At 67.9% G+C, this 21,094-nt stretch carries 19 protein-coding genes; 9 read left to right on the forward strand and 10 right to left on the reverse strand.

Annotation, left to right across the window (positions count from 1 at the left end; translation table 11 throughout):
* Window positions 1-10 precede the first annotated feature (10 nt).
* Window positions 11-838: a carbohydrate ABC transporter permease gene (locus ACH4TV_RS08020; protein WP_398396531.1), complete on the forward strand. Its 828-nt coding sequence runs from the start codon at window positions 11-13 to the stop codon at window positions 836-838.
* Window positions 839-879: 41 nt separating this feature from the next.
* On the opposite strand, the gene ACH4TV_RS08025 is transcribed toward ACH4TV_RS08020, so the two are convergent.
* The 3 genes from ACH4TV_RS08025 to ACH4TV_RS08035 form a co-directional block, all read right to left on the reverse strand.
* On the reverse strand, window positions 880-1,587 hold the full coding sequence (locus ACH4TV_RS08025) for a hypothetical protein (RefSeq protein WP_398395467.1): 708 nt from the start codon (window positions 1,585-1,587) through the stop codon (window positions 880-882).
* 67 nt (window positions 1,588-1,654) lie between these two features.
* Window positions 1,655-2,026, reverse strand: a complete 372-nt coding sequence (locus tag ACH4TV_RS08030; protein ID WP_398395469.1) for a hypothetical protein — start codon at window positions 2,024-2,026, stop codon at window positions 1,655-1,657.
* Between the two features lie 124 nt (window positions 2,027-2,150).
* The gene (locus tag ACH4TV_RS08035; protein ID WP_398395471.1) at window positions 2,151-4,463 is read right to left on the reverse strand and encodes a glycoside hydrolase domain-containing protein; all 2,313 of its coding nucleotides are present in this window, start codon (window positions 4,461-4,463) and stop codon (window positions 2,151-2,153) included.
* A gap of 418 nt (window positions 4,464-4,881) precedes the next feature.
* Between ACH4TV_RS08035 and ACH4TV_RS08040 the strand changes: the two genes are divergently transcribed.
* The 4 genes from ACH4TV_RS08040 to ACH4TV_RS08055 all read left to right on the forward strand — a co-directional run bounded on the left by ACH4TV_RS08040 (window position 4,882) and on the right by ACH4TV_RS08055 (window position 9,726).
* On the forward strand, window positions 4,882-5,754 hold the full coding sequence (locus ACH4TV_RS08040) for a nucleosidase (RefSeq protein WP_398395473.1): 873 nt from the start codon (window positions 4,882-4,884) through the stop codon (window positions 5,752-5,754).
* A gap of 112 nt (window positions 5,755-5,866) precedes the next feature.
* A complete protein-coding gene (locus ACH4TV_RS08045) occupies window positions 5,867-7,858 on the forward strand; it encodes a tetratricopeptide repeat protein (protein WP_398395475.1) in 1,992 nt (663 codons plus the stop codon).
* An 813-nt stretch (window positions 7,859-8,671) separates the two neighbouring features.
* Window positions 8,672-9,523, forward strand: coding sequence for a helix-turn-helix domain-containing protein (locus ACH4TV_RS08050; protein WP_398395477.1), 852 nt, complete (start codon window positions 8,672-8,674; stop codon window positions 9,521-9,523).
* Between the two features lie 11 nt (window positions 9,524-9,534).
* Window positions 9,535-9,726 carry a hypothetical protein gene (locus ACH4TV_RS08055; protein WP_398395479.1) on the forward strand — a complete coding sequence of 64 codons (192 nt, stop codon included), beginning with the start codon at window positions 9,535-9,537 and terminating at the stop codon, window positions 9,724-9,726.
* 13 nt (window positions 9,727-9,739) lie between these two features.
* On the opposite strand, the gene ACH4TV_RS08060 is transcribed toward ACH4TV_RS08055, so the two are convergent.
* On the reverse strand, window positions 9,740-10,249 hold the full coding sequence (locus ACH4TV_RS08060; RefSeq protein ID WP_398395481.1) for a PPOX class F420-dependent oxidoreductase: 510 nt from the start codon (window positions 10,247-10,249) through the stop codon (window positions 9,740-9,742).
* Window positions 10,250-10,732: 483 nt separating this feature from the next.
* On the opposite strand from ACH4TV_RS08060, the gene ACH4TV_RS08065 reads away from it, so the two are divergent.
* Window positions 10,733-11,362, forward strand: coding sequence for a helix-turn-helix domain-containing protein (locus ACH4TV_RS08065; RefSeq protein ID WP_398395483.1), 630 nt, complete (start codon window positions 10,733-10,735; stop codon window positions 11,360-11,362).
* A 95-nt stretch (window positions 11,363-11,457) separates the two neighbouring features.
* On the opposite strand, the gene ACH4TV_RS08070 is transcribed toward ACH4TV_RS08065, so the two are convergent.
* Window positions 11,458-12,483 carry an ATP-dependent 6-phosphofructokinase gene (locus tag ACH4TV_RS08070; RefSeq protein ID WP_398395485.1) on the reverse strand — a complete coding sequence of 342 codons (1,026 nt, stop codon included), beginning with the start codon at window positions 12,481-12,483 and terminating at the stop codon, window positions 11,458-11,460.
* 223 nt (window positions 12,484-12,706) lie between these two features.
* Here ACH4TV_RS08070 and pta point away from each other — a divergent pair, with 223 nt between their 5' ends.
* Complete coding sequence (gene pta / locus ACH4TV_RS08075; RefSeq protein ID WP_398395487.1) at window positions 12,707-14,890, forward strand: phosphate acetyltransferase; 2,184 nt, start codon at window positions 12,707-12,709, stop codon at window positions 14,888-14,890.
* On the forward strand, window positions 14,887-16,134 hold the full coding sequence (locus ACH4TV_RS08080; protein ID WP_398395489.1) for an acetate kinase: 1,248 nt from the start codon (window positions 14,887-14,889) through the stop codon (window positions 16,132-16,134). The genes pta and ACH4TV_RS08080 overlap by 4 nt, the downstream gene beginning before the upstream one ends.
* 83 nt (window positions 16,135-16,217) lie before the next feature.
* On the opposite strand, the gene ACH4TV_RS08085 is transcribed toward ACH4TV_RS08080, so the two are convergent.
* Window positions 16,218-17,390, reverse strand: a complete 1,173-nt coding sequence (locus ACH4TV_RS08085; RefSeq protein ID WP_398396533.1) for an RNA-guided endonuclease InsQ/TnpB family protein — start codon at window positions 17,388-17,390, stop codon at window positions 16,218-16,220.
* A gap of 393 nt (window positions 17,391-17,783) precedes the next feature.
* Between ACH4TV_RS08085 and pyk the strand changes: the two genes are divergently transcribed.
* Entirely contained in the window at window positions 17,784-19,217 is a 1,434-nt protein-coding gene (pyk, locus tag ACH4TV_RS08090; protein WP_398395491.1) for a pyruvate kinase, read from the forward strand.
* An 82-nt stretch (window positions 19,218-19,299) separates the two neighbouring features.
* On the opposite strand, the gene ACH4TV_RS08095 is transcribed toward pyk, so the two are convergent.
* The 4 genes from ACH4TV_RS08095 to ACH4TV_RS08110 all read right to left on the reverse strand — a co-directional run bounded on the left by ACH4TV_RS08095 (window position 19,300) and on the right by ACH4TV_RS08110 (window position 21,076).
* Complete coding sequence (locus tag ACH4TV_RS08095) at window positions 19,300-19,782, reverse strand: hypothetical protein (protein WP_398395493.1); 483 nt, start codon at window positions 19,780-19,782, stop codon at window positions 19,300-19,302.
* Between the two features lie 235 nt (window positions 19,783-20,017).
* Window positions 20,018-20,209, reverse strand: coding sequence for a hypothetical protein (locus ACH4TV_RS08100; RefSeq protein ID WP_398395495.1), 192 nt, complete (start codon window positions 20,207-20,209; stop codon window positions 20,018-20,020).
* 9 nt (window positions 20,210-20,218) lie between these two features.
* Window positions 20,219-20,581, reverse strand: coding sequence for a Scr1 family TA system antitoxin-like transcriptional regulator (locus tag ACH4TV_RS08105; RefSeq protein ID WP_398395497.1), 363 nt, complete (start codon window positions 20,579-20,581; stop codon window positions 20,219-20,221).
* Between the two features lie 87 nt (window positions 20,582-20,668).
* On the reverse strand, window positions 20,669-21,076 hold the full coding sequence (locus ACH4TV_RS08110) for a hypothetical protein (protein ID WP_398395498.1): 408 nt from the start codon (window positions 21,074-21,076) through the stop codon (window positions 20,669-20,671).
* Between the last annotated feature and the right edge of the window lie 18 nt (window positions 21,077-21,094).

Below are 21,094 nucleotides of genomic sequence, written 5' to 3' on the forward strand. Positions count from 1 at the left end.
GGTGACGACGTTGAACTCCCGCCGTACGGGCCGCCGACTGGCGGCGGATGCGGGTCTGCTGGCGGTGGCCGGCGCTTTCGTGCTTCCGCTCGCGTGGGTCGTCCTGTCGGCGCTGGATCCGCGTGCGGACCTGCGGGTGCGGGTTCCCGACGGGTTGACGTTCGGGAACTTCGACGCGGTGCTGACGGATGAGGTCACGTTCACGCCGCTGCTCAACAGCCTTGTGCTGTGCGGGGGTGGGACGCTGCTGACGGTGGTGTGTGCGGCGCTGGCTGCGTATCCGCTGTCGCGGTTCCGGTCGCGGTTCAACCGTCCGTTTCTGCTGACGATCCTGTTCGCCACGTGTCTACCGATCACGGCGATCATGGTGCCGGTTTATGCGCTCTTCGTGCGGGTGAATCTGATCGACACCATGCAGGGCACCATTTTCTTCTTTGCGGCTTCTCAGCTTCCGTTCGCTATTTGGCTGATGAAGAACTTCATGGATGGGGTGCCGAGGGAGCTGGAAGAGGCTGCCTGGACGGACGGGGCTTCGGCCTTTCAGTCGCTGGTGCGGATTGTGCTGCCGCTGATGGGTCCGGGAGTGGCTGTCGTCACGGTGTTCTCGTTCGTGATGATGTGGGGGAACTTCTTCGTGCCGTTCATGTTGCTGCTTACGCCGGACCAGATGCCGGCGAGCGTGAGCATCAATGATTTCTTCGGGAATCGAGGGACGGTTGTTTATGGGCAGTTGGCAGCGTTCTCGGTTATTTATTCGACGCCGGTGATTTTGTTGTATGTGCTGGTGGCGCGCCGGGTGGGTGGAGGGTTTGCGCTGGGTGGGGCGGTCAAGGGGTGAGGGAGGCAGGGCTTCGGCACCGCGGCGGGCGGGCAGGTCCGTCAGGCTGCCTGGCGGTGTTCCAGCGTACGGGCGGCCTTGCGCCTGGCCGAGACGAAGGGATCGATGGCGCCGGCGCCGGCGCCCGGGGTGACGGCCCAGGTGTCGATCTTCGCGGCGACCTTCGTGAGTAGTGCGTTGCCGGGCTTGACGTCTATCTGGAAGTGGCTCTCTTTGACTACCCCACGCTCGTCGCCTCCCCAGCGGACCGCGCCCTCGCAGTCGGCGAGGATGTCCCGCAGGACGATCAGTTCGTCGGGGAAGAAGCCGCCCTTGACGCCGGCCGGGTAGAGCAGGGGACGGATGGCGAGAGCGGTGCCGGAGAGGTAGTTGCTCTCGAAGGCCGGACCGATCTTCCGGTGAGTCGAGTGACCGGTGACATCACCGCTCGACAGAGGGTGGATCTCGTAGTGGAAGCGCCGGGCCACATGCAGCAGGAGGGTCGCTGCGGCGCCCTCCCGCAGGGCCACCGAGACGTCGCTGCCCTCGATCCGAAGGGTCTTGATTCCGGATCCGGCGGAGGCGGCCACGTTCCAGCCGTTCTGCGAGGTGGACCCGTCCCAGGTGTCGGAGTCTGTCGCCGCCTGTGCCGTGCCGGCGGCGGTGCCGGTGATCCACAGTGCGCCGGCCAGGCCGACGCCGGTGGCCAGAACCGCGCGGCGGGTGAGCTGGGTACCGCTCGTTCTTGCTTCCGTCGTGTCTTCACGCATCGTCGGGCACTCTCCGTTTTTCAGGTCCGTGATCGGGTGCGTTTTCGGGCGCCTTTCGGGCGCGTTCTCAGGTCCGTCGGCGGGTCTGCTGTCGCCTGGACGTCCAGGCGCGCAGGGCGCCGTGGATCGCGGCGGCTCCCCCCAATACCGTCGCCACCAGGCAGACGATCAGCACGGGGGACACCCACGGGGGGACGAGTTCGAAGGACGGGTGCTGCCGGAAGACGCAGCGGGCCGACGGGGGGAAGACGCGGATGGCGACCCGTACGAAGTCGGTGTCGGCGCCGAGCGCCCCGCACTGGTCGCCGGGATCGGGCACGCCGCTGAAGGCGAGCGCGGCCCGGCCGGCGGCGACCAGACTGCCGCACATGCCCACCAGGCAGGTCCAGATCCCCAGCGCGGTGAGGTCTCGGGTGAGCCAATGCCGGGCCCTGCCCATGGCCCCTCTCCATGCCGGCCCTGGAGCGGCCGGACGGGGAGCGGGATCATCGGGGTGGCGCGGTGTCTGTGTCATGTCGTTCCAGGTTCCGGCGGGTTCGGTCCAGGGATCAGACCCGGTCGGGTCAGGCGTTCTCCTGGCCGACGATCGCGACCAGAGTGTCCACATAGCCCTGCACGAACGGGTCGAGCAGGTCGTCGGGGAGCATGGCGGGCTGGAGGGTGTCCACCCCCGCCATCTTCACGATGGCGGCGATCCGCAGGTCGGCCATGATCCCGGGGTTGGTGAGCATGTCCAGGGCGGTGTCGTACACGGTGCTGCCGTTGCCGCCGTATCGGGCGTCGAAGAAGCGCCGGAACCTGCTGAGGGCGCCCCCGCCCTGGAGCATGTTCTTGACGGCGTCCACGACGGTGGTCCCGCTGCCGTCGCTGAGCTGCATGCCGATGAGGTAGCCGTCCGCGTCCTCGATCAGGTCGTCCATCATGAAGGTCGACGTCGTGTTGATCTTCGCCAGGCGGTCCATGCAGTAGGTGTAGCCCGACGCGGTGGTGTCGGAGTCCCGCCGCCACTCTCCGTAGAAGGTGCTCAGGTCGCCGCCCCAGCCGGCGAAGTCCCCGAGGTTGGTGGTGGAACCGGAACCCTGGCCCCGTACGGCGACACCGTTCGCGGTGGCCGCGAAGTGGTTCACGTTGATGGAGATGCCCGCCACCGGGTCCGTGTAGGTGGTCACCCGCGCCGGGCCGTTGGCGTCGGCGTACGTGATCCAGTCGTCGTCGGGGTCGGGGATGATCTGCGTCCAGCCGGAGGTCACGCCCGCGTATGTCGGGTACCGCATGTACTCCAGGACCCGGATGTTCGGGTCTCCCTGCCCCCAGGCGACGGCCGTCTGGTAGAGGTCGGAGACGTACTGCAGGTAGGTGTCGAGCGGGCTGTCGGGCGAGTTGACCTTGTTGACCCCGCTGTCGGCGCCCGCGCGGTGCACATCCTTGTCGATGTTGACCGCTCCCGTGCCGGAGCCGACGGAGAGCGTCTGGATCTGGTTGAAGGCCCAGTTCTCCGGCAGCGGGTAGCCCAGGTTCCCGGAGTATCCCCAGGACATTCCGGAGACGAACGAGTGCGCCGCGTATGCCTCGTCGGTGATCCGGGAGCAGACGTTGCGCGAGCCGTAGACCCCGTAGATGTAGCGCTTTCCCTGCGATGCCAGGCCGCTGGAGACCCCGAGGAAGTAGTCGATGACATGGTTGGAGATGTCGTCGTCGGTGGCGTCGAAGTCGACGGAGAAGTAGATGACGGTGCCGGGGTCGAATCCGTAGCCGGCAGCCGCCGCGTGGGCCCCGAGTGCGTCGGTGTATCCCTGCGGGTAGGTGAAGTAGCCGGCGGAGCCGCCGTTGTACTGCGAGATCGGGAACACCCGCATGCCGTTCTGGAATATGGTGTCCAGTTCGCCGGGCTGTATCCGCTTGTTCAGGAAGTTGTCCGAGGGTCTCTCGTCGAGATAGCGCCCGACGATGCTGAACCCGGCGGCCTTGAGTGCTTCGGCACGGTCGTCGGTGATCGTGGTGATGCAGTCGCAGGCGGTTCCCGGGCGGTCGGCGTCGCCCATGGAAACGAGGAGTTGGCACCAGGTTTCGTAATCGGCGGTCCCGTTCTGGTCGAGACCGGAGAACTTCTGGAAGGTGCGGACGTCGTCCGCCAGGCCGGAGTCGAAGGTACTGGTGAAATCGGAGCCGGCACCGTTGCACACCATGGCCGCGGAGAACAGCTGAACGAACACCCCCGTCGATCCGTTCGCCAGGGGTGTGGCGGCCAGTCCGGCCTGGGTGGTCGGGCCGAAGTTGCCGGTGGCCGAGTCGGTCGGGACGCCCAGCTCGTACTGGATGGCCTGCATGAGCGCGGTCTGGACGCCCCGCGAGAAGTGCCCGTCGCAGGGAATCAGATAGAAGTTGTCACGGTCTGCGAAGTACCTGCTGTTCAGCCACTGCTGAATGCTCCGGACGGTGCTCGACCCGCCCGAGAGGAGCACGTAGGCGTCCATGGTGAGGAGCGCTTTGAACACCTTCGGCTGTACGGATCCGTTCGCGTCCAGGCCGGCGTCCGACTTGAGGTCCAGGACGCCCTCGGTGGTGAGCGTGCCGTACACGCCGTCCCCGTCCCCACCCCAGTAGCCCTTGCAGAACAGGCCGTACTGGACGATGTTGACCAGGTTCCCGTTGGTCTCGGACGGTCCGATGTCGCCGTGCAGGGCCAGGTCGGCCAGGGTGGTCGGCCCGAAGTTGGCGGACACCGTCGAGATGCCCAGTTCATGCTGGAGCCCCATGGTCAGGGAGTACATGGTGGACCAGCCGGTGGTGCCGTCCTCCGGGCAGGCGACATAGCCGGTCACGCTGCCGTAGGTCGCGTTCACCCATTGCTGCGCTTCGAGAACTTTCTGATCCACTGGGCCTCTTCTTTCACACGGGCAGACCGGACCGCGGAGGAAATTTACCGCAGAATTGGAAAGCCTTTACTTACTCAAGACACCATTTCGGACGAGCAGTGCATCTTTTGATTCTGTGAATTCCCTGTGCGGCATATTTGAAATCTTCTGTGTAGGCGGCATCATCTTATTTGTGCGAGAAGGATGTCAAGAGCCTAGGCGGGAGTTATCACGGTTCCGATCGGGCCCACATGGCTGGCCGGATTGCTTGATCTGCGTTATCGCGCCTTTCTGGGTCTCGCTTGCGAACGGGGGATGCTCGCACCCCGCAGGTCGATGTGATCCCCGTCGTACTCGGTCACCATCGCGCCTTCGCTTCCGCGTACCGCCTTCACGCATCGCGTGACATCGAGGTACGCCCGCCAAGTACCGTAGAAACGTGCCGGAGACAAAGAGAACCGTGGCCGTCCTCACCGCGCTGTCGTTGGAGTACGACGCAGTGCTGACTCACCTCACGGACGTCGAGAAGCTCACCCACCCGCGCGGCACGATCGCCAGGCGAGGCCAACTCCCGGGCACACCATGGCAGGTGGCCCTCGTCAACATGGGCGAGGGCACGCTGACGGCAGCCACACTCACCGAGCGCGTACTCACATGGCTCGACCCCGAGGCCGTGCTGCTCGTCGGCGTCGCGGGGGGCCTCAAGGACGACATCGAGATCGGCGACGTCGTGATCGCGACGAAGGTGTACGCGATCCACGGCGGCAAGCAGACCCCGGACGGTTTCCAGGTCCGCCCGGAGGCGTGGCGCGCCTCGCACCGCCTGGAACAGGCGGCCAAGGAGGCGCTGCGCGGCTCGACCGACTTCCAGGCGTTCTTCAAGCCGATCGCCGTGGGGGACGTGGTCCTCGCGGACAGGGAGTCCGAGCTCGCCCAGCTCATCCACACGCACTACAACGACGCCGTCGCCATCGAGATGGAGAGCTCCGGCGTGGCCCACGCGCTCCATCTCGCCGGTGAGGCGGGCGCGTTGATCATCCGGGGCATCAGCGACAAGGCCGACCCGGACAAGGCCGAGGCCGACAAGGCGGGTTCGCAACCCCGGGCCGCAGCGAACGCCGCAGCGGCAGCCGTCGCCGTACTCCGCGAGCTGGACCCGAAGCCAGCGTCCACCACCGACCCCCGGGAGGGTCCTTTTCGCGACTCCACGTACGGCGGGGACCACCTCGACTTCCGGGGAAGCACGTTCAACGGCTCCTTCGTCGCGAAGTCGGTCGTACACCGACCCGGCGACGACGACACCGGACGGTAGCCCGGACGCGGGGCCCGGAGGGCTCGGCACCGGCCACTCCCATGGCCCGGTACCGGTAGCGACGGCCACGCTTCCGACCCGTCCGCTGGGCTTCACCGGCCGGTCGGCGGAGTTGGGCCGTCTGCTGCCCCACCTGGAACCCGACCCGACCGGTGCCGCCGCACGCCCTCTCCTCATCTTCGCCGTCACCGGCATGGGCGGCATCGGCAAGACGGCACTGGCGATCGAGACGGCACACCAGGCGTGTGCCGAGGGGTGGTTCCCTGGTGGGACCTTGTTCGTAGACCTGCGGGGTTACGACGACAACCCGGTGACGGCTGATCAGGCGGTGCTGGCGCTGCTCGACGCGCTCGGGGTACGGGGCGCCGACCTGCCGCCGACGGCAGCGCGTCAGTACGACGTCTACCGCGCGCTCCTCGCCGAGCGTCAGGAGCGCATGCTGCTGATCCTGGACAACGCGTCGGACCCGGCCCAGTACCTCCCTCTGCTTCCCGGCACGGACCGCCACCGGGTGCTGATCACGTCCCGCGACCGCCCAGACGGACTCCCGGTACGCCTGATCGACCTGGAAACTCTCCCTCCGGAGGACTCGGCCGCCCTCATCACCCACGCTCTCCACTACACCGACGAACGCGACGACCGACCCACCCGCGATCCCGAAGCACTCCGCGAACTGAGCTCCCTCTGCGGCCACTTGCCTCTCGCCCTCCAGATCGCCGCCGCGATGCTGCGCCGACGCCGACGACGCAGCATCGCCTCGCTGGTGACCGAGGTCCAGCAGGCCGGAGACCCGACGGTCGCCTTGGATCACGGCACCCTCGGCACGGACCAGTACGGCCGCTCTCTCGTCTTCCGCCCGGTCCTGGAAACCTCGTACCGACGTCTCCCGCCCGACCAGGCCCGCCTGCTGCGCCTGCTCGCCCTCGCCCCCGGCGCAGAGACCGGCACTGACGCGGTGGCCGCCCTAGCCGATCTCGGTTCTGAGTCCGCCGCGCGCCTCTTGGAGGACCTTGCCGCCGCATGCCTCGTCACACCGGTTCGGGCTGACGAGGACCCGGACGGCGGCGCGCGGTGGCGGTTGCATGACTTGGTGCGGGCATTCGCGGTAGGTGTGGTGGAGGGGGATACGGGGTTCGTAGAGGAGGGCGAGGCGGCTCGAGAGCGGGTGCTGGACTTCTACTACGGGTGGGCGGATGCGGCGGATGACTGGTTGCGGTGGTTGCCAGGGATGGAGATGCCGGGGCGGTTCGGCGGGCGAGGGGAGGCGCTGACTTGGCTGGACGGGGAGCGGGCGGGTTTGGTGGCGGCTGTGGGGTGGGCGGAGCAGGAGCGGTTCGCGAACACGGCGGTGCGGCTGGCCGCATGCCTGGGGGATTACATGGACTGGCGGCGCTATTTCGACGACTGGGCCACTGTGGCGCGGGCCGCGCTGGAGGCCGCTCGCCGTTCAGAAGACCGCACGGCCGAGGCCTTCATGTGGAACAACCTCGGCTTCGCCCTACGGGAAGCGGGCCAGGTGGCGGAGGCAACAGAAGCACACACCCGAGCCCGCGACCTGTACCAGGCAGCCGGAGACAACCAGGGCGCGGCCATCGCGTGGAACAACCTCGGCCTCGCCCTACGGGAAGCGGGCCAGGTGGCGGAGGCAACAGAAGCACACACCCGAGCCCGCGACCTGTACCAGGCAGCCGGAGACAACCAGGGCGCGGCCATCGCGTGGGGCAATCTCGGCCGCGCCCTACGGGAGGCTGGCCAGGTGGCGGAGGCAATCGAAGCGCATGCCCAGGCCCGCGACCTGTGCCAGGCAGCCGGAGACGACCACGGCGCGGCCGTTGCGTGGCACAACCTCGGCGTCGCTCTGCTGGAGGCAGGCCAGGTGGAGGAGGCGGTCGAGAAGTATGGCAGGGCGCTAGAGGTATACCGGGAGTTCGAGGACTGGTACCGGGCGGGTCAGATTCTGCACAATCTCGCCTCCATCCACGAGTTCTCCGGTCGTCCCACCGAGGCCCGTGCCTACTGGTTCCAAGCCGCCGACGCCTTCACTCAGGCCGACGACACCGCTGAAGCCGACCAAGCCCTCGCCTGGGCCAACGAATTGCAATAACAGCCGCCCTGCCCCACGTCACCCCCTCCCGACCCTCACCTCTGCGAACTCCAAAGCCCCCCGCCAGGGCAGCACAGCCCACATCCGCGTCCCCCCTCCCGGCTCCCGCGCCTCCCCGAACCCCCACTCCCCACCACACCCCTCCACCACGCACCCCAAAACCCGCAACGCATCCCCCCTCCGCTCATCGCAGGCAGCAGCCAGCCGGGGATGCACATGCCGCCGGTGACCGTCGTACAGAACCACCTGCAGCTCCCCCTCCCACCACCGCAGCGACACATACACCGAAGCATCCGCAGCGAACCGAAAAGCACAAGCGGTCAGCTCCCCCACCACCTGCACCGCAGCGTCCGCCATCTCCTCCAGCCCATGTGTCTGAAGAACAACCCGAGTAGTAGCCCGGGCGACCCGCGAACTCACCGCCTCGGCAGGCAACGTGAAGCCGTACACGAGCGAGCCCGGAGACGGCGGCGGAGCCTTCGTGAGGTCGGTCGAGATGGGACAGGCCGAGAAGGCCGGCGATGCGGACATGACGAACTCCCTTTCAACGCAGCGGACTTGACGACGCCGACGTACACCCGACCAGTGGCCTGTCTCCCTGACGCGAGCGCGCCCCTCCCAGGGAAAGAGAAGGCGGGCAGGCTCACGCGATGCGCTTCCGAAGTCTGTCGGGGCGTAAGCAACTTGTCACCGACTGTAGACCTCGATGGGGAACGTGTGCCACCTAGTCACACACATTGCCTCCCGATAAGTGGACCAGCGCACGGCGAACGAGGCAGACTGACCCCCGACCAACCGGGGAGGAAGGTGCAGATGCCGACACGGCCCGCGCCGACAGAACGTCAGAAACGCCTGGGCGCCGAGTTGCGCAGGATGCGGCTCGGGGCCAGCCGGACCACCGAGTACGCTGCCGGGCTGCTCGGGCTGGACCGGACGAAGGTGTCCAACATGGAGTCGGGCGTGCGCGCCACCTCGCCCGAGCGGATCCGGATACTCGCCAGCAACTACGAGTGCGCGGACGACGCCTACGTCAACGCGCTCGCCGCCCTGGCCGACCCACACAGCCGTGGCTGGTGGGAGAGGTTCAGGGGCGCTCTGCCCCAAGGGCTGCTGGATGTCGCCGAGTTGGAGTGGTTCGCCACCCGGCTGCGCAGCTACCAGACCGTACACATCCCGGGCCTGCTCCAACTCGGCAGCTACGCCCGGGCCGTCTTCGACTCAGCCCTGCCCCCGCTGCCCAAGTCCGAGGTGGAACTACGCGTCGTACAGCGCCTGCAACGTCAGCAGGTGCTCGACCGGGACAATCCCGTCGACTACATCGCCTACGTGCACGAGTGGGCGCTGCGCATGCAGTTCGGCGGACGGCGCTCCACCCGCGAGCAACTCACCCACCTGTGCGAGGCGTCCGAACGCAAGCACGTCGCCGTCCGCGTACTCCCCGTCGAGGCCGGGGCCTTCCCCGGCGCCGGGCACGCCGTTCTGTACGCCGACGGCGCCGTCCCCCAACTGGACACCGTGCAGCTGGACTCGGCACACGGCGGAGAGTTCACGCACACCGATTCCCAACTCGCCAAGTACCGCGCCCACATGGACTGGTGGCACACCCACACCCTCAGCCCGCAAGGCTCGCGGGACCTCATCCACACCATCGCCCAGCAACTTTAAGGAGAGCACCCATGCCCGAGATCACCTGGGAAGAGCCCTTCTGCGCCGAAGGAAACAACTGCTTCCGCATAGGCACCGACCCCGAAAACAACGCCTACATAGCCATCGCCGGCCAAGAGGACACCTACCTCACCGACACCCGAGACGCCCTCCGCACCCTCATCCAGGACATCAAGGCCGGCAAAGCGGATCACCTCCTGTAGAGCCCCCTGCTCCTCACGCCTCCTCGGGCAGCACCCCCGGCCGGAACGGCTCCACCCCCACAACCCGCCGCACCCGCGTCACCTCAATAAGCAGCATCACGCGCCGCTCCCCCGGCAGCAGCCACGGATACCGGTCCTCGCCGATGTACTTCTTGGTGAGCCGGTCCATGGACCGTTCCGCCTCCTCCCCCTCCACGAACCGCACCACGCGCCCCCGGATCTCCGCACGGTCGTACGGGTTCTCGGGGTCGTGGTGCGAGAGCGAGACGTTCGGATTGATGCGGAGGTTCTCCTCCTTCACGCGACCGATCGCCGTGTTGACCATGACGAAGTCACCCTCGATGTCCACCCACATCGGCGACACCTGAGGCATCCCGTCCGCACCGACCGTCGCGAGGTGCCAGAAGTTGGGAGCGAGCAGACGCTCCCGAATGTGCCCCTCGACCCGGATCCGCTCCACCTTGCCGCTCACGCGACCACCACCCTCCGAGGCCACCCACCCGGCCTCATCATTTCCGCTCATGTCCGCCACCCCGCACCGCAAGAATCACGCCGCAAGTACTCACCAGTACCGGCCAGTTACCCGCCCGACCGAGCCCCCGACCGTACCGTACGGATCTTCGACACGCGCCCATACGGCCGACACCCAAACCGCGCCGATCCCGCACACGCGACCGACGGACAGGCGTTGCATATGCCCCACCACCTTGCCATTCGCACGATCGCCCACCGGGGGCAGCCGCCGCCAAGCGAACACTCGGCCGCCACCCCCGACGTTCAGCCACCCCAAAGCACCCCTGAAGCACCACGGAAGAGCCGCCGAAACACCCGCTCACCCGTAGCTTCCTACAATCTGTAATTGTGGCCGAACAGAACGTAGTCAACGCCGCTCCGCACCTCTAGCTTGTGGCGCGTGCGCCGACCCCAAGTCCCACCCCCACCGCTCACGCCGCCGACCCCGCCCTTCGATTCATCCGCCGCCCGCAGACTCCGTACCGCTCTCGGAATGGGCCCCGAGCATGTCGCGTACGGCATGCGGGTCTCGTACGGGCTGCCGTACATCACGCCCGATCACGTCATCGCCTGGGAACGCGGCATCATGGCCCCCGGCGGTCATGAACTCACCGCTCTCGCGGGCGTGTTGTGGTGTGCGCCCTGTGAACTCATGGGCCGCCCCGGCACCTTGCGTGAGCACCGGAGCGCGCGTGGGCTCACCGCCGAGGACGTCGCACGGGCCGTCGGGCTCGAACTCCTCGTCTACATACGGATGGAGGAGAGCGGCGAGTGGCGCGGCACCGACCGGCAGTCCGCGATCCTCGCCGAGGTGCTGGAACTCTCGCTCGCCGACTTCATCACGCTCACCGGCCTCGACGGCAAGCTCGCCGGCCTGCTGCGCAGCGCGGTCACGACGCGCTGGCAAGCGTACGTCCGCCCGGTCAACAAGATGCTGCCGCTGGACCGGCGCCTCCTGGAGAGCACCCTCCAGGAGCTGAACCGCTACTACCAGGGGCAGATGGCCGCCAGCCTGAACTGGGCGGACGGCTCCGCGGCGGCCGAAGCGGGCAACGCCGGACGCGACTTCCTCGACCGGATCGTGGAGCACTTCTGGGCGATCGTCGAGAACAGAGCCTTCTGAGACGACGGCCGAAAGGCACAAACCTAAAGGCACAAACCTAAAGGCGAAAGGCGGGCCTCAACGCGCCCTCCACCCCACCTCGGCCCCAACTACCCCTAGAACACCGACTCCGCCTCGTCCATCCGGTCCTTCGGGACCGTCTTCAGTTCGGTGACCGCCTCCGCCAGCGGCACCATCTGCACGTCCGTCCCGCGCAGCGCCGTCATCTTCCCGAACTCGCCCTGGTGCGCGGCCTCCACCGCGTGCCAGCCGAACCGGGTCGCGAGGACGCGGTCGTACGCGGTGGGTGTGCCGCCGCGCTGGATGTGGCCGAGGATGACCGGCTTGGCCTCCTTGCCGAGCCGTCGTTCCAGCTCGTACGCGAGTGCCGTACCGATGCCCTGGAACCGCTCGTGGCCGAACTGGTCGATCGCGCCGTGGCCGTAGTCCATGCTGCCCTCGGCGGGGTGCGCGCCCTCGGCGACGCAGATGACCGCGAACTTCTTGCCGCGCGCGAACCGTTCCTCGACCATCTTCACGAGGTGGGCGGGGTCGAAGGGGCGCTCGGGGAGGCAGATGCCGTGGGCGCCGGCCGCCATGCCGGACTCCAGGGCGATCCAGCCCGCGTGCCGGCCCATGACCTCGACGACCATCACGCGCTGGTGCGACTCGGCGGTGGTCTTCAGGCGGTCCATCGCCTCCGTGGCGACCCCGACAGCCGTGTCGAAGCCGAACGTGCGGTCCGTTGATGAAATGTCGTTGTCGATCGTCTTGGGGACGCCGACCACCGGCAGGCCCGCGTCGCTCAGCATCCGGGCTGCCGTCAGCGTGCCCTCGCCGCCGATCGGGATCAGCGTGTCGATGCCGAACTCGTGGATCATGTCGGAGGCGTTCTCGCAGGCCTCGCGCAGGCGGTCGCGCTGGAGCCGGGAGGAGCCGAGGATGGTGCCGCCGCGGGCCAGGATGCCGCTGACCGCGTCGAGGTCGAGGGTGCGGTAGCGGCCGTCGAGCAGCCCGGCGTAGCCGTCCTCGAAGCCGATGACCTCGTCGTCGTACTGCGTGACCGCTCGGTGCACGACCGACCGGATCACTGCGTTCAGGCCGGGGCAGTCGCCGCCTGCGGTGAGAACTCCGATGCGCATCGTGCTGTGTCTCCTGGTCGCTGTTGATACCGGTGAGCCACTCCGATTGTTTCACGCCTCGGGCGAGCCCTCGATCCTGACCGACCCCACCCTCCCTGACCGGGGCTTTATCCAGCGGCGAGGGTATTGTCAAGAGGATTCCGCCCGCCTCGGTGGGCGATTTTTACGAACCCCAGAACGATCGACGAAGAGCAGTCAACAGCGAGGGAAACGGAGAGCACGCGTGACGACCCGCAGCGTGTACGTGACCGGCATCGACCGGGGCGACGGCCGCCAGGTCGTCGAGCTGGGAGTCATGGAACTCCTGACCCGGCAGGTCGACCGGGTGGGCGTCTTCCGCCCCCTCGTGCACGACAAGCCGGACCGCCTCTTCGAGCTGCTGCGCGCCCGCTACCGCCTCTCGCAGGACCCGGCGACCGTGTACGGCATGGACTACCCGGAGGCGTCCGTCCTCCAGGCCGAGCAGGGCACCGACGAGCTCGTCTCCACCCTCGTCGACCGCTTCCTGCGCGTCGCCCGCGAGTACGACGTCGTCCTCGTCCTCGGCACCGACTTCGCCGACACCCAGTTCCCGGACGAGCTGGCCCTCAACGCCCGCCTGGCGAACGAGTTCGGCGCGTCCGTCGTCGCGGTCGTCGGCGGCCGCGACCAGACCGCCGAGTCGGTGCTCGCCGAGACCCGCAACGCGTACCGCGCGTACGAGGCGCTGGGCTGCGACGTCCTCGCCATGGTCGCCAACCGCGTCGCCCGCGAGGACCGCGCCGGAATAGCCGAGGGCCTCAACTCGGGTCTCCCTCGTCTCCCCGCTCTCCCCGTGCCCTGTTACGTCCTCCCCGACGAGCCCGCCCTCTCCGCGCCGACGGTCGCCCAGATCACCCACGCGCTCGGCGGCAAGGTGCTCCTCGGCGACGACTCGGGCCTCGCCCGGGACGCGCTGGACATCGTCTTCGGCGGCGCGATGCTGCCCAACTTCCTGACCGCGCTGACCCCGGGCTGCCTGGTCGTCACCCCCGGTGACCGCGCGGACCTGGTCGTCGGCGCCCTCGCCGCGCACAGCGCCGGTACGCCGCCCATCGCGGGCGTCCTGCTGACCCTGAACGAGCGCCCCAGCGACGAGGTCCTGACCCTCGCCGCCCGCCTCGCCCCCGGTACGCCGGTCGTGTCGGTCGCCGGCACCAGTTTCCCCACCGCCGCCAAACTCCTCTCCATGGAGGGGAAGTTGAACGCGGCCACGCCACGCAAGGCAGAGACGGCCCTCGGTCTCTTCGAGCGCCACGTGGATACGACCGAACTCCTCTCGCGCATCTCCGCGCCCAGCAGCGACCGCGTCACGCCCATGATGTTCGAGCACAAGCTCCTCGAACGCGCCCGCGCCGACAAGCGCCGGGTCGTTCTCCCCGAGGGCACCGAGGAACGCGTCCTGCACGCCGCCGAGGTGCTGCTGCGCCGGGGCGTGTGCGACCTGACGCTGCTCGGCCCGGTCGACGGCATCCGCAAGAAGGCCGCTGACCTGGGCATCGACCTCGGCGACGCCCATCTCATCGACCCGCAGACCTCCGAACTGCGGGACCGCTTCGCCGAGAGGTACGCCCAGTTCCGTGCCCACCGGGGCGTCACGGTCGAGCTGGCCCACGACGTCGTCTCGGACGTCAACTACTTCGGCACCCTGATGGTCCAGGAGGGCCTGGCCGACGGCATGGTGTCGGGGTCCGTCCACTCGACGGCGGCGACGATCCGGCCCGCCTTCGAGATCATCAAGACCAAGCCGGACGCGTCGATCGTGTCGTCCGTCTTCTTCATGTGCCTGGCCGACAAGGTCCTCGTCTACGGCGACTGCGCGGTCAACCCCGACCCGAACGCCGAGCAGTTGGCCGACATCGCCATCCAATCGGCCGCCACCGCCGAGCAGTTCGGCGTCGAGCCGAGGATCGCGATGCTGTCGTACTCGACGGGTACGTCGGGGTCGGGCGCGGACGTCGACAAGGTGCGGGAAGCGACGGAACTGGTGCGCTCGCGGCGCCCGGACCTCCGTATCGAAGGACCCATCCAGTACGACGCGGCCGTCGAGCCGACCGTGGCCGCCACCAAGCTTCCCGATTCCGAAGTCGCGGGCCAGGCAAGCGTGTTGATCTTCCCGGACCTCAACACCGGCAACAACACCTACAAAGCCGTGCAGCGTTCGGCCGGCGCGATCGCCGTCGGCCCGGTCCTCCAGGGCCTGCGCAAGCCGGTCAACGACCTGTCCCGGGGCGCCCTCGTCCAGGACATCGTCACCACGGTCGCCATCACGGCGATCCAGGCACAGATGACCGGCCCCGCCCTCAGCCAGGCTCCCACCCAAGCCGCCGCCCAAGCTCCTGCCCAGGTCTCCACCCAGACCCCCACTCAGAAGGTGCCCCAGCAGTGACCGCGACCCGCGTCCTCGTCCTCAACTCCGGTTCCTCGTCGGTGAAGTACCAGCTGCTCGACATGCGGCACGACAGCAGCCGGCTCGCCGTGGGCCTGGTGGAACGCATCGGCGAGGAGACGTCCCGGCTGAAGCACACGCCGCTGGCGACCGGCGGCGCGTCCCGTGAGCGGACGGGCCCGATCGCCGACCACGAGGCAGCCCTCAAGGCGGTGGCGGAGGAGCTCGCGAAGGACGGACTCGGCCTGGACTCCCCGGAGTTGGCGGCCATCGGCCATCGGGTCGTGCACGGCGGCCAGTCCTTCACCGAGCCGACGGTCGTCGACGAAACGGTGCTGGCGGAGATAGAGCGACTGATCCCCGTAGCGCCCCTCCACAACCCGGCGAACCTGACCGGCATCCGTACCGCCCAGGCCCTGCGCCCCGACCTCCCCCAGGTGGCGGTCTTCGACACGGCCTTCCACACGACGATGCCGGAGTCGGCGGCCCGCTACGCGATCGACGTCGCGACGGCCGACGAGCACCGCATCCGGCGGTACGGGTTCCACGGCACGTCCCACGCGTATGTGTCGAGGGAGACGGCGCGACTCCTGGGCAGGGCGCCCGAGGACGTGAACGTGATCGTGCTGCACCTGGGGAACGGGGCGTCCGCGTCCGCTGTGCGGGGCGGGAGGTGCGTGGACACTTCCATGGGGCTGACGCCTTTGGAGGGGCTGGTCATGGGTACCCGCTCCGGTGACCTGGATCCGGCCGTCATCTTCCATTTGGCGCGTGTTGGCGGAATGTCCACGGACGAGATCGACACTCTTCTCAACAAGAAGAGCGGCCTGATCGGCCTGTGCGGAGACAACGACATGCGGGAAATCCGCCGCCGTATCGACGAGGGCGGCGCGGACGCCCCGGCGGCCCAACTGGCCTTCGACATCTACATCCACCGGCTGAAGAAGTACATCGGCGCCTATTACGCGGTGCTCGGCAGGGTGGACGCCATCGCGTTCACGGCCGGGGTCGGCGAGAACGCGTCGCCGGTGCGCGAAGCCGCGGTGGCGGGCCTGGAGGGCCTGGGCGTGGCCGTGGACGGCGCCCTGAACGCCGTACGCGGCCAGGAGGCCCGGCTGATCTCGCCCGCGGGCTCCCGGGTCGCGGTGGCGGTCGTCCCGACGGACGAGGAGCTGGAGATCGCGACACAGACGTACGCGCTGGTGACCCCGGCGAGAACGGACAAGTCAACTACTCGGGACTGAAGTCCCGGGTTTGCCGCTCGGGTTCACCGATGGCTTCGGTGGTCCCGGCTGCGTCCAGCTCTCACGCTCGGTGGTGTCGCCGGTCAGGCGATGAGGGTGAGGGCGGGGGCCTGTGACTCGGCCCCGCGGACCCACGCGTACCAGCCGCGGTGGCTGATGTTGTGGGACGCGTTGTGGTCGGCGTGCTCAGCGAAGCCGCACGACCTACAGGTGAACACGGCCTGGGAGGGCCGGTTGGCTTTGGCGATGTGGTGACAGCGGGAGCATTCCCGGCTGGTGTACGCCGGATCGACGTACACCACCGGGACCCCGGCGCGTTTCGCCTTGTAGGCGATGAACGTGCCGAGTTGGTGGAACGACCAGGAATGCAATGTGACGCGCTGGGGCTTCCTCAGCCGTACCCGTTCGCGGATGCCCGTCAGGTCTTCCAGGGCGATTCCGCGACCGGTGCGTTGAGCCTCCGCCACGATGCTTTTCGAGATCTTGTGGTTGATGTCGCGGGCCCGGCGTTTCTCCTTGCCCGCGTGCTTCTTCGCCCGCCGCTTCGCGGATCTGGTGTCCTTCTTCTGCAGCTTGGAGCGCAGTTCCCGGTCCGCCTGACGGCGGCGGTTCAGGCGGCGCCCGCTGTGCCGATTGCCGGTGGAGGTGGTGGCGATGTTGACGATGCCCAGGTCCACCCCGACGAACCCCGCCGGGTGTGCGTTGCCCTCGGCCTCGGCGATGTCGCAGGTCACCAGCAGATACCACTGCCCGCCCCGGCGCAGCAGATCGGACTCACCCTTGCGGTGCGCGGCCACCACCGCCAGCTGCCCCGGCTCGCCGGTGAACGCGACGTTCTTCATCCGCCCGGCCGTGGTCCAGACCGACACCGTGCGCTGATCGTGCCGCCAGGAAAGCATCCGGTCGTCATAGGGCTGCGCGGCGTCCGCGCGGAAGGTCACCGGCTTGCCGGCCGCCTTCTCGTACCGTGTGGAGCCGGGCTTGCTGTGGTTTCCGTTACGGAGGTTGGCGTGCAGCGTGGTGTAGGCGTCGCAGGTCTTCTTGATCGCGTGCTGGGCGGCCTGCGCGCCCAGATTCCACCGGGCCTTGATCCGCTGGTACGTGTGCTTGCGCAGGGCCAGGGGCTTGGCCGCCTTCTCCTCGAAGGCGACGTCGGCGGCCCAGGTGGCGGCCTCGTTGCAGGCATGCAGGGTCGCCTCAAGCGCCGCCGCCTGCACGGGCGTCGGCAGGAGCTTGACCCGCACCACCAGCTTCATGACCACGAACGTACACACCCGTACGAACAGCCACCCCATGTCCTCCTCCCCTCACCCGAACGAGCGACCAGCCCCCGGTCCCACGGTCACAGCGCCAAGCACGGCCCGGCACCGCCGGGAAGTCACCCGGCCGCTTCGCGGCCTGTCGCCTCCGGCCCGATACCGCGGTGCTCCACACCGCCACCAGCACATGCGATTCCTCCCGGGCACGAACGCCCGGGGATCCTCACAAGAACAGGCCGAAGACACTTAACGAACAGGACGAACATTGAGGTGACATTGCGGGAAGAGCCTCACCTGAGCGCTATCCCGCCCCTTTGTGTTCAGTCCATGCTTCTACGTCGTCCACCAGGCGGAATATTCCGAAGCGAAACAAACCGATAGGATCGCCCCATGCGCCGTTCGAAAATCGTTTGCACTCTCGGCCCCGCGGTCGACTCCCACGAAATGCTCGTGTCTCTCATCGAGGCCGGAATGAACGTGGCCCGGTTCAACTTCAGCCACGGCTCACACGCCGAGCACCAGGGCCGGTACGACCGGGTCCGGGCCGCCGCCAAGGAGACCGGCCGTGCGATCGGCGTACTCGCCGACCTCCAGGGGCCGAAGATCCGCCTGGAGACCTTCGCCGAGGGCCCCGTCGAGCTGGTACGCGGCGACGAGTTCGTCATCACCACCGACGACGTGCCCGGCGACAAGACCATCTGCGGTACGACGTACAAGGGCCTCCCGGGTGATGTGTCGCGCGGCGACCAGATCCTGATCAACGACGGCAACGTCGAGCTGAAGGTCCTGGACGTCGAGGGCCCGCGGGTCCGGTCGATCGTCATCGAGGGCGGCGTCATCTCGGACCACAAGGGCATCAACCTGCCCGGCACGGCCGTGAACGTCCCGGCCCTGTCGGAGAAGGACATCGACGACCTGCGCTTCGCCCTGCGCATGGGCTGCGACCTGGTGGCCCTGTCCTTCGTCCGCGACGCCAACGACGTGAACGACGTCCACAAGATCATGGACGAGGAGGGGCGCCGCGTCCCGGTCATCGCCAAGGTGGAGAAGCCGCAGGCGGTGGACAACATGGAGGCCGTCGTCGCGGCCTTCGACGGCGTGATGGTGGCCCGCGGTGACCTGGCCGTCGAGTACCCCCTCGAAAAGGTCCCGATGGTGCAGAAGCGCCTCGTGGAGCTGTGCCGGCGCAACGCCAAGCCGGTGATCGTCGCGACCCAGATGATGGAGTCGATGATCACCAACTCCCGCCCGACGCGCGCCGAGGCGTCCGACGTGGCGAACGCGATCCTGGACGGCGCGGACGCCGTGATGCTGTCCGCGGAATCCTCGGTCGGCGCGTACCCGATCGAGACGGTCAAGACGATGTCGAAGATCGTGGTGGCGGCGGAGGAGGAGTTGCTCTCGAAGGGCCTCCAGCCCCTGGTCCCCGGCAAGAAGCCGAAGACGCAGGGCGGCTCGGTCGCCCGCGCGGCCTGCGAGATCGCCGACTTCCTCGGCGGCAAGGGCCTGGTCGCCTTCACCAAGTCCGGCGACACGGCCCGCCGCCTCTCCCGCTACCGCGCCGCCCAGCCGATCGTCGCCTTCACGACGGACGAGGGCACCCGCAACCAGCTGTCCCTGAGCTGGGGCGTCGACTCGTACGTCGTCCCGTTCGTCAACAGCACGGACGAGATGGTCTCCCTGGTCGACCAGGAGATCGCCAAGCTCAACCGCTTCAACACGGGCGACATCTGCATCATCACGGCCGGTTCACCCCCCGGCGTCTCCGGCACCACCAACATGCTCCGCGTCCACCACCTCGGCGGCGTCGTCAGCACCAACTGACGGGCGGGTCAGGGGTCTTGTACGGCGGTGAGGGCGCCTCCTGTGACAGGGGGCGCCCTCAGTTCTTCTCACCGGAGTGTTCTCACGCGGCCGGCGGTGCTCCCACCGTCTCCCGCAGCCACGCGTTGTCGCCCAGCTCCGGATGAGCGGCGGTGATCAGCCGTACCGCCTCGGACTTCGCGCGGACGGTCAGCTCCCGCAACTCGGGCCACGTCAGCTGGGCCACGCGCGGGGGCCACTCCGTCGTGAGGGTGATGGAGTCCCCGTCTCGGTTGAAGGCGTACACATGCTGGGTCAGGCTGGCCTCGACCGCGATGTCGTTCTGGGTCTCAAGCATCGTCGTCGCGTACTGCAACATCAGCGCGAAGTCGACCACGGGTAGTCCCGACTGGCGCACGCTGAGGTCCACACCGTGGACGACGAGCCGCAGATCCGCCTGGAAGAGTTCCAGACAGAAATCGGAGTTCGTCAGTTCCGGGTGCTCCGGCCGGTCCGATTTCTCCGTCGGCCAGTCCGGGGCCCAGGAGGGGTCCTCGACGCGAGGCTCGAAGGCAAAGGTGATCATTGCTGCTCCCTGTCGCTACCAGACGTTCTTCGGCGTCGCGGTCACCAGGTTGCCGATATTCGTCGACGCCGTGCCGAATGCCGGTCTGACCGTTCACACCAGTCGTCTCCCCACCCTCGAACGCGTGGTCACTGTCCCTCCCCTCGCGTCGGCCTTGGATCTCGGCAAGCTCAAGAAGCTGGCGAACACGTTCCCCGTGTCGAATACCTCGTGGTACTTGCCACCCCAAGAGTTGCTAGAGGAGGTGGTCTGCTTTGCCGGCCTTGATGTCGTGGATGAGGGTGCGGAGGGCGTCTCGGGTGTCGGTGAGGTAGGTGTCTTCTTGGCCTGCGATGGCTATGTAGGCGTTGTTGTGGGGGTCGGTGCCTATGCGGAAGCAGTTGGCACCTTCGGCGCAGTAGGGCTCTTCCCAGGTGATGTCGGGCAACGTGACTCCTCAGAGTTGGCGGGCGATCGTGTGGATGAAGTCGCGTGACGCGCTGGGCGAGAGAGACGCGGCTTCCATCCAGTCCAAGTGGGCACGGTACTTGTCGAGTTGAGATTGACCGTGGGTGAACTCGGGGCCGTGTGCGGAGTCCAGCTCCACAGTGTCGAGCTGGGGGACGGGCCCTTCGGCGTAGACCACAGCTTGCCCGGCGCCGGGGAACGCTCCTGCGCTGCAGGGAATCACGCGCACGCCGATATTGTCGCGCTCGGACACCTCGCAGAGGCGGTCCAACTGGGCGCCGGTCGCGCTGCCCAGCCTCTGCCAGCAGGCTGGCCGATCAGCGGAAATGTCCGCGTCGAGTTCGAGTCGCATTCGATGCTGGACCACAAGTGACAAGGTGAGGGCGGCACCCGCGATACGGGTGCCGCCCTCACCTTCTGTGTCCGCAGCGCCGAGGTGTCAGAAGAGGTTCCCTGAATCCGTCGGGAAGTCCGGCGGCCAGGGGCCGGTGTACAGCGACTCCCGGCCGCCCATCAGCGCGTACTCCGCCTCGCGCCAGTCCGGAGGACTGCCGACGACAAAGCTGCCACCGTCAGGGTCCAGCATCCAGGTGTAGATCGCCTCGTCGGGCTCCAGCCCGTGCCGCTCCGCCAGCACCGTGAACTCCTCCGGACTGGCGTGCCGGATGTGCAGGCCGTTGTCGAAGTAGGGCTGCAGAAGCATCAGCCTCACGTTGCCGACATGCACCTCGATGTGGGTCGTGGTCCTGTCGATGTGCGTCGCTTCACTCTGCAGGAAGAGCTGCCGGTGGGACGGGTTGAACCCGACCACTCGGAACAGCCTCCCGGTACGGATGAAATCGGTCATGCCCGAAGCCCTCTCTTG

It is taken from the genome of Streptomyces sp. NPDC020898 (genome assembly GCF_044333925.1).
Lineage (GTDB): Bacteria > Actinomycetota > Actinomycetes > Streptomycetales > Streptomycetaceae > Streptomyces.

Excerpts from the sequence above, each read along its gene's own strand:
- ACH4TV_RS08025 (WP_398395467.1), bottom strand. The coding sequence starts at position 1,587 with ATGCGTGAAGACACGACGGAAGCAAGAACGAGCGGTACCCAGCTCACC.
- ACH4TV_RS08030 (WP_398395469.1), bottom strand. The coding sequence starts at position 2,026 with ATGGGCAGGGCCCGGCATTGGCTCACCCGAGACCTCACCGCGCTGGGG.
- ACH4TV_RS08050 (WP_398395477.1), top strand. The coding sequence starts at position 8,672 with ATGCCGACACGGCCCGCGCCGACAGAACGTCAGAAACGCCTGGGCGCC.
- ACH4TV_RS08055 (WP_398395479.1), top strand. The coding sequence starts at position 9,535 with ATGCCCGAGATCACCTGGGAAGAGCCCTTCTGCGCCGAAGGAAACAAC.
- ACH4TV_RS08060 (WP_398395481.1), bottom strand. The coding sequence starts at position 10,249 with ATGAGCGGAAATGATGAGGCCGGGTGGGTGGCCTCGGAGGGTGGTGGT.
- ACH4TV_RS08065 (WP_398395483.1), top strand. The coding sequence starts at position 10,733 with ATGGGCCCCGAGCATGTCGCGTACGGCATGCGGGTCTCGTACGGGCTG.
- ACH4TV_RS08070 (WP_398395485.1), bottom strand. The coding sequence starts at position 12,483 with ATGCGCATCGGAGTTCTCACCGCAGGCGGCGACTGCCCCGGCCTGAAC.
- ACH4TV_RS08085 (WP_398396533.1), bottom strand. The coding sequence starts at position 17,390 with ATGAAGCTGGTGGTGCGGGTCAAGCTCCTGCCGACGCCCGTGCAGGCG.
- pyk (WP_398395491.1), top strand. The coding sequence starts at position 17,784 with ATGCGCCGTTCGAAAATCGTTTGCACTCTCGGCCCCGCGGTCGACTCC.
- ACH4TV_RS08095 (WP_398395493.1), bottom strand. The coding sequence starts at position 19,782 with ATGATCACCTTTGCCTTCGAGCCTCGCGTCGAGGACCCCTCCTGGGCC.
- ACH4TV_RS08105 (WP_398395497.1), bottom strand. The coding sequence starts at position 20,581 with ATGCGACTCGAACTCGACGCGGACATTTCCGCTGATCGGCCAGCCTGC.
- ACH4TV_RS08110 (WP_398395498.1), bottom strand. The coding sequence starts at position 21,076 with ATGACCGATTTCATCCGTACCGGGAGGCTGTTCCGAGTGGTCGGGTTC.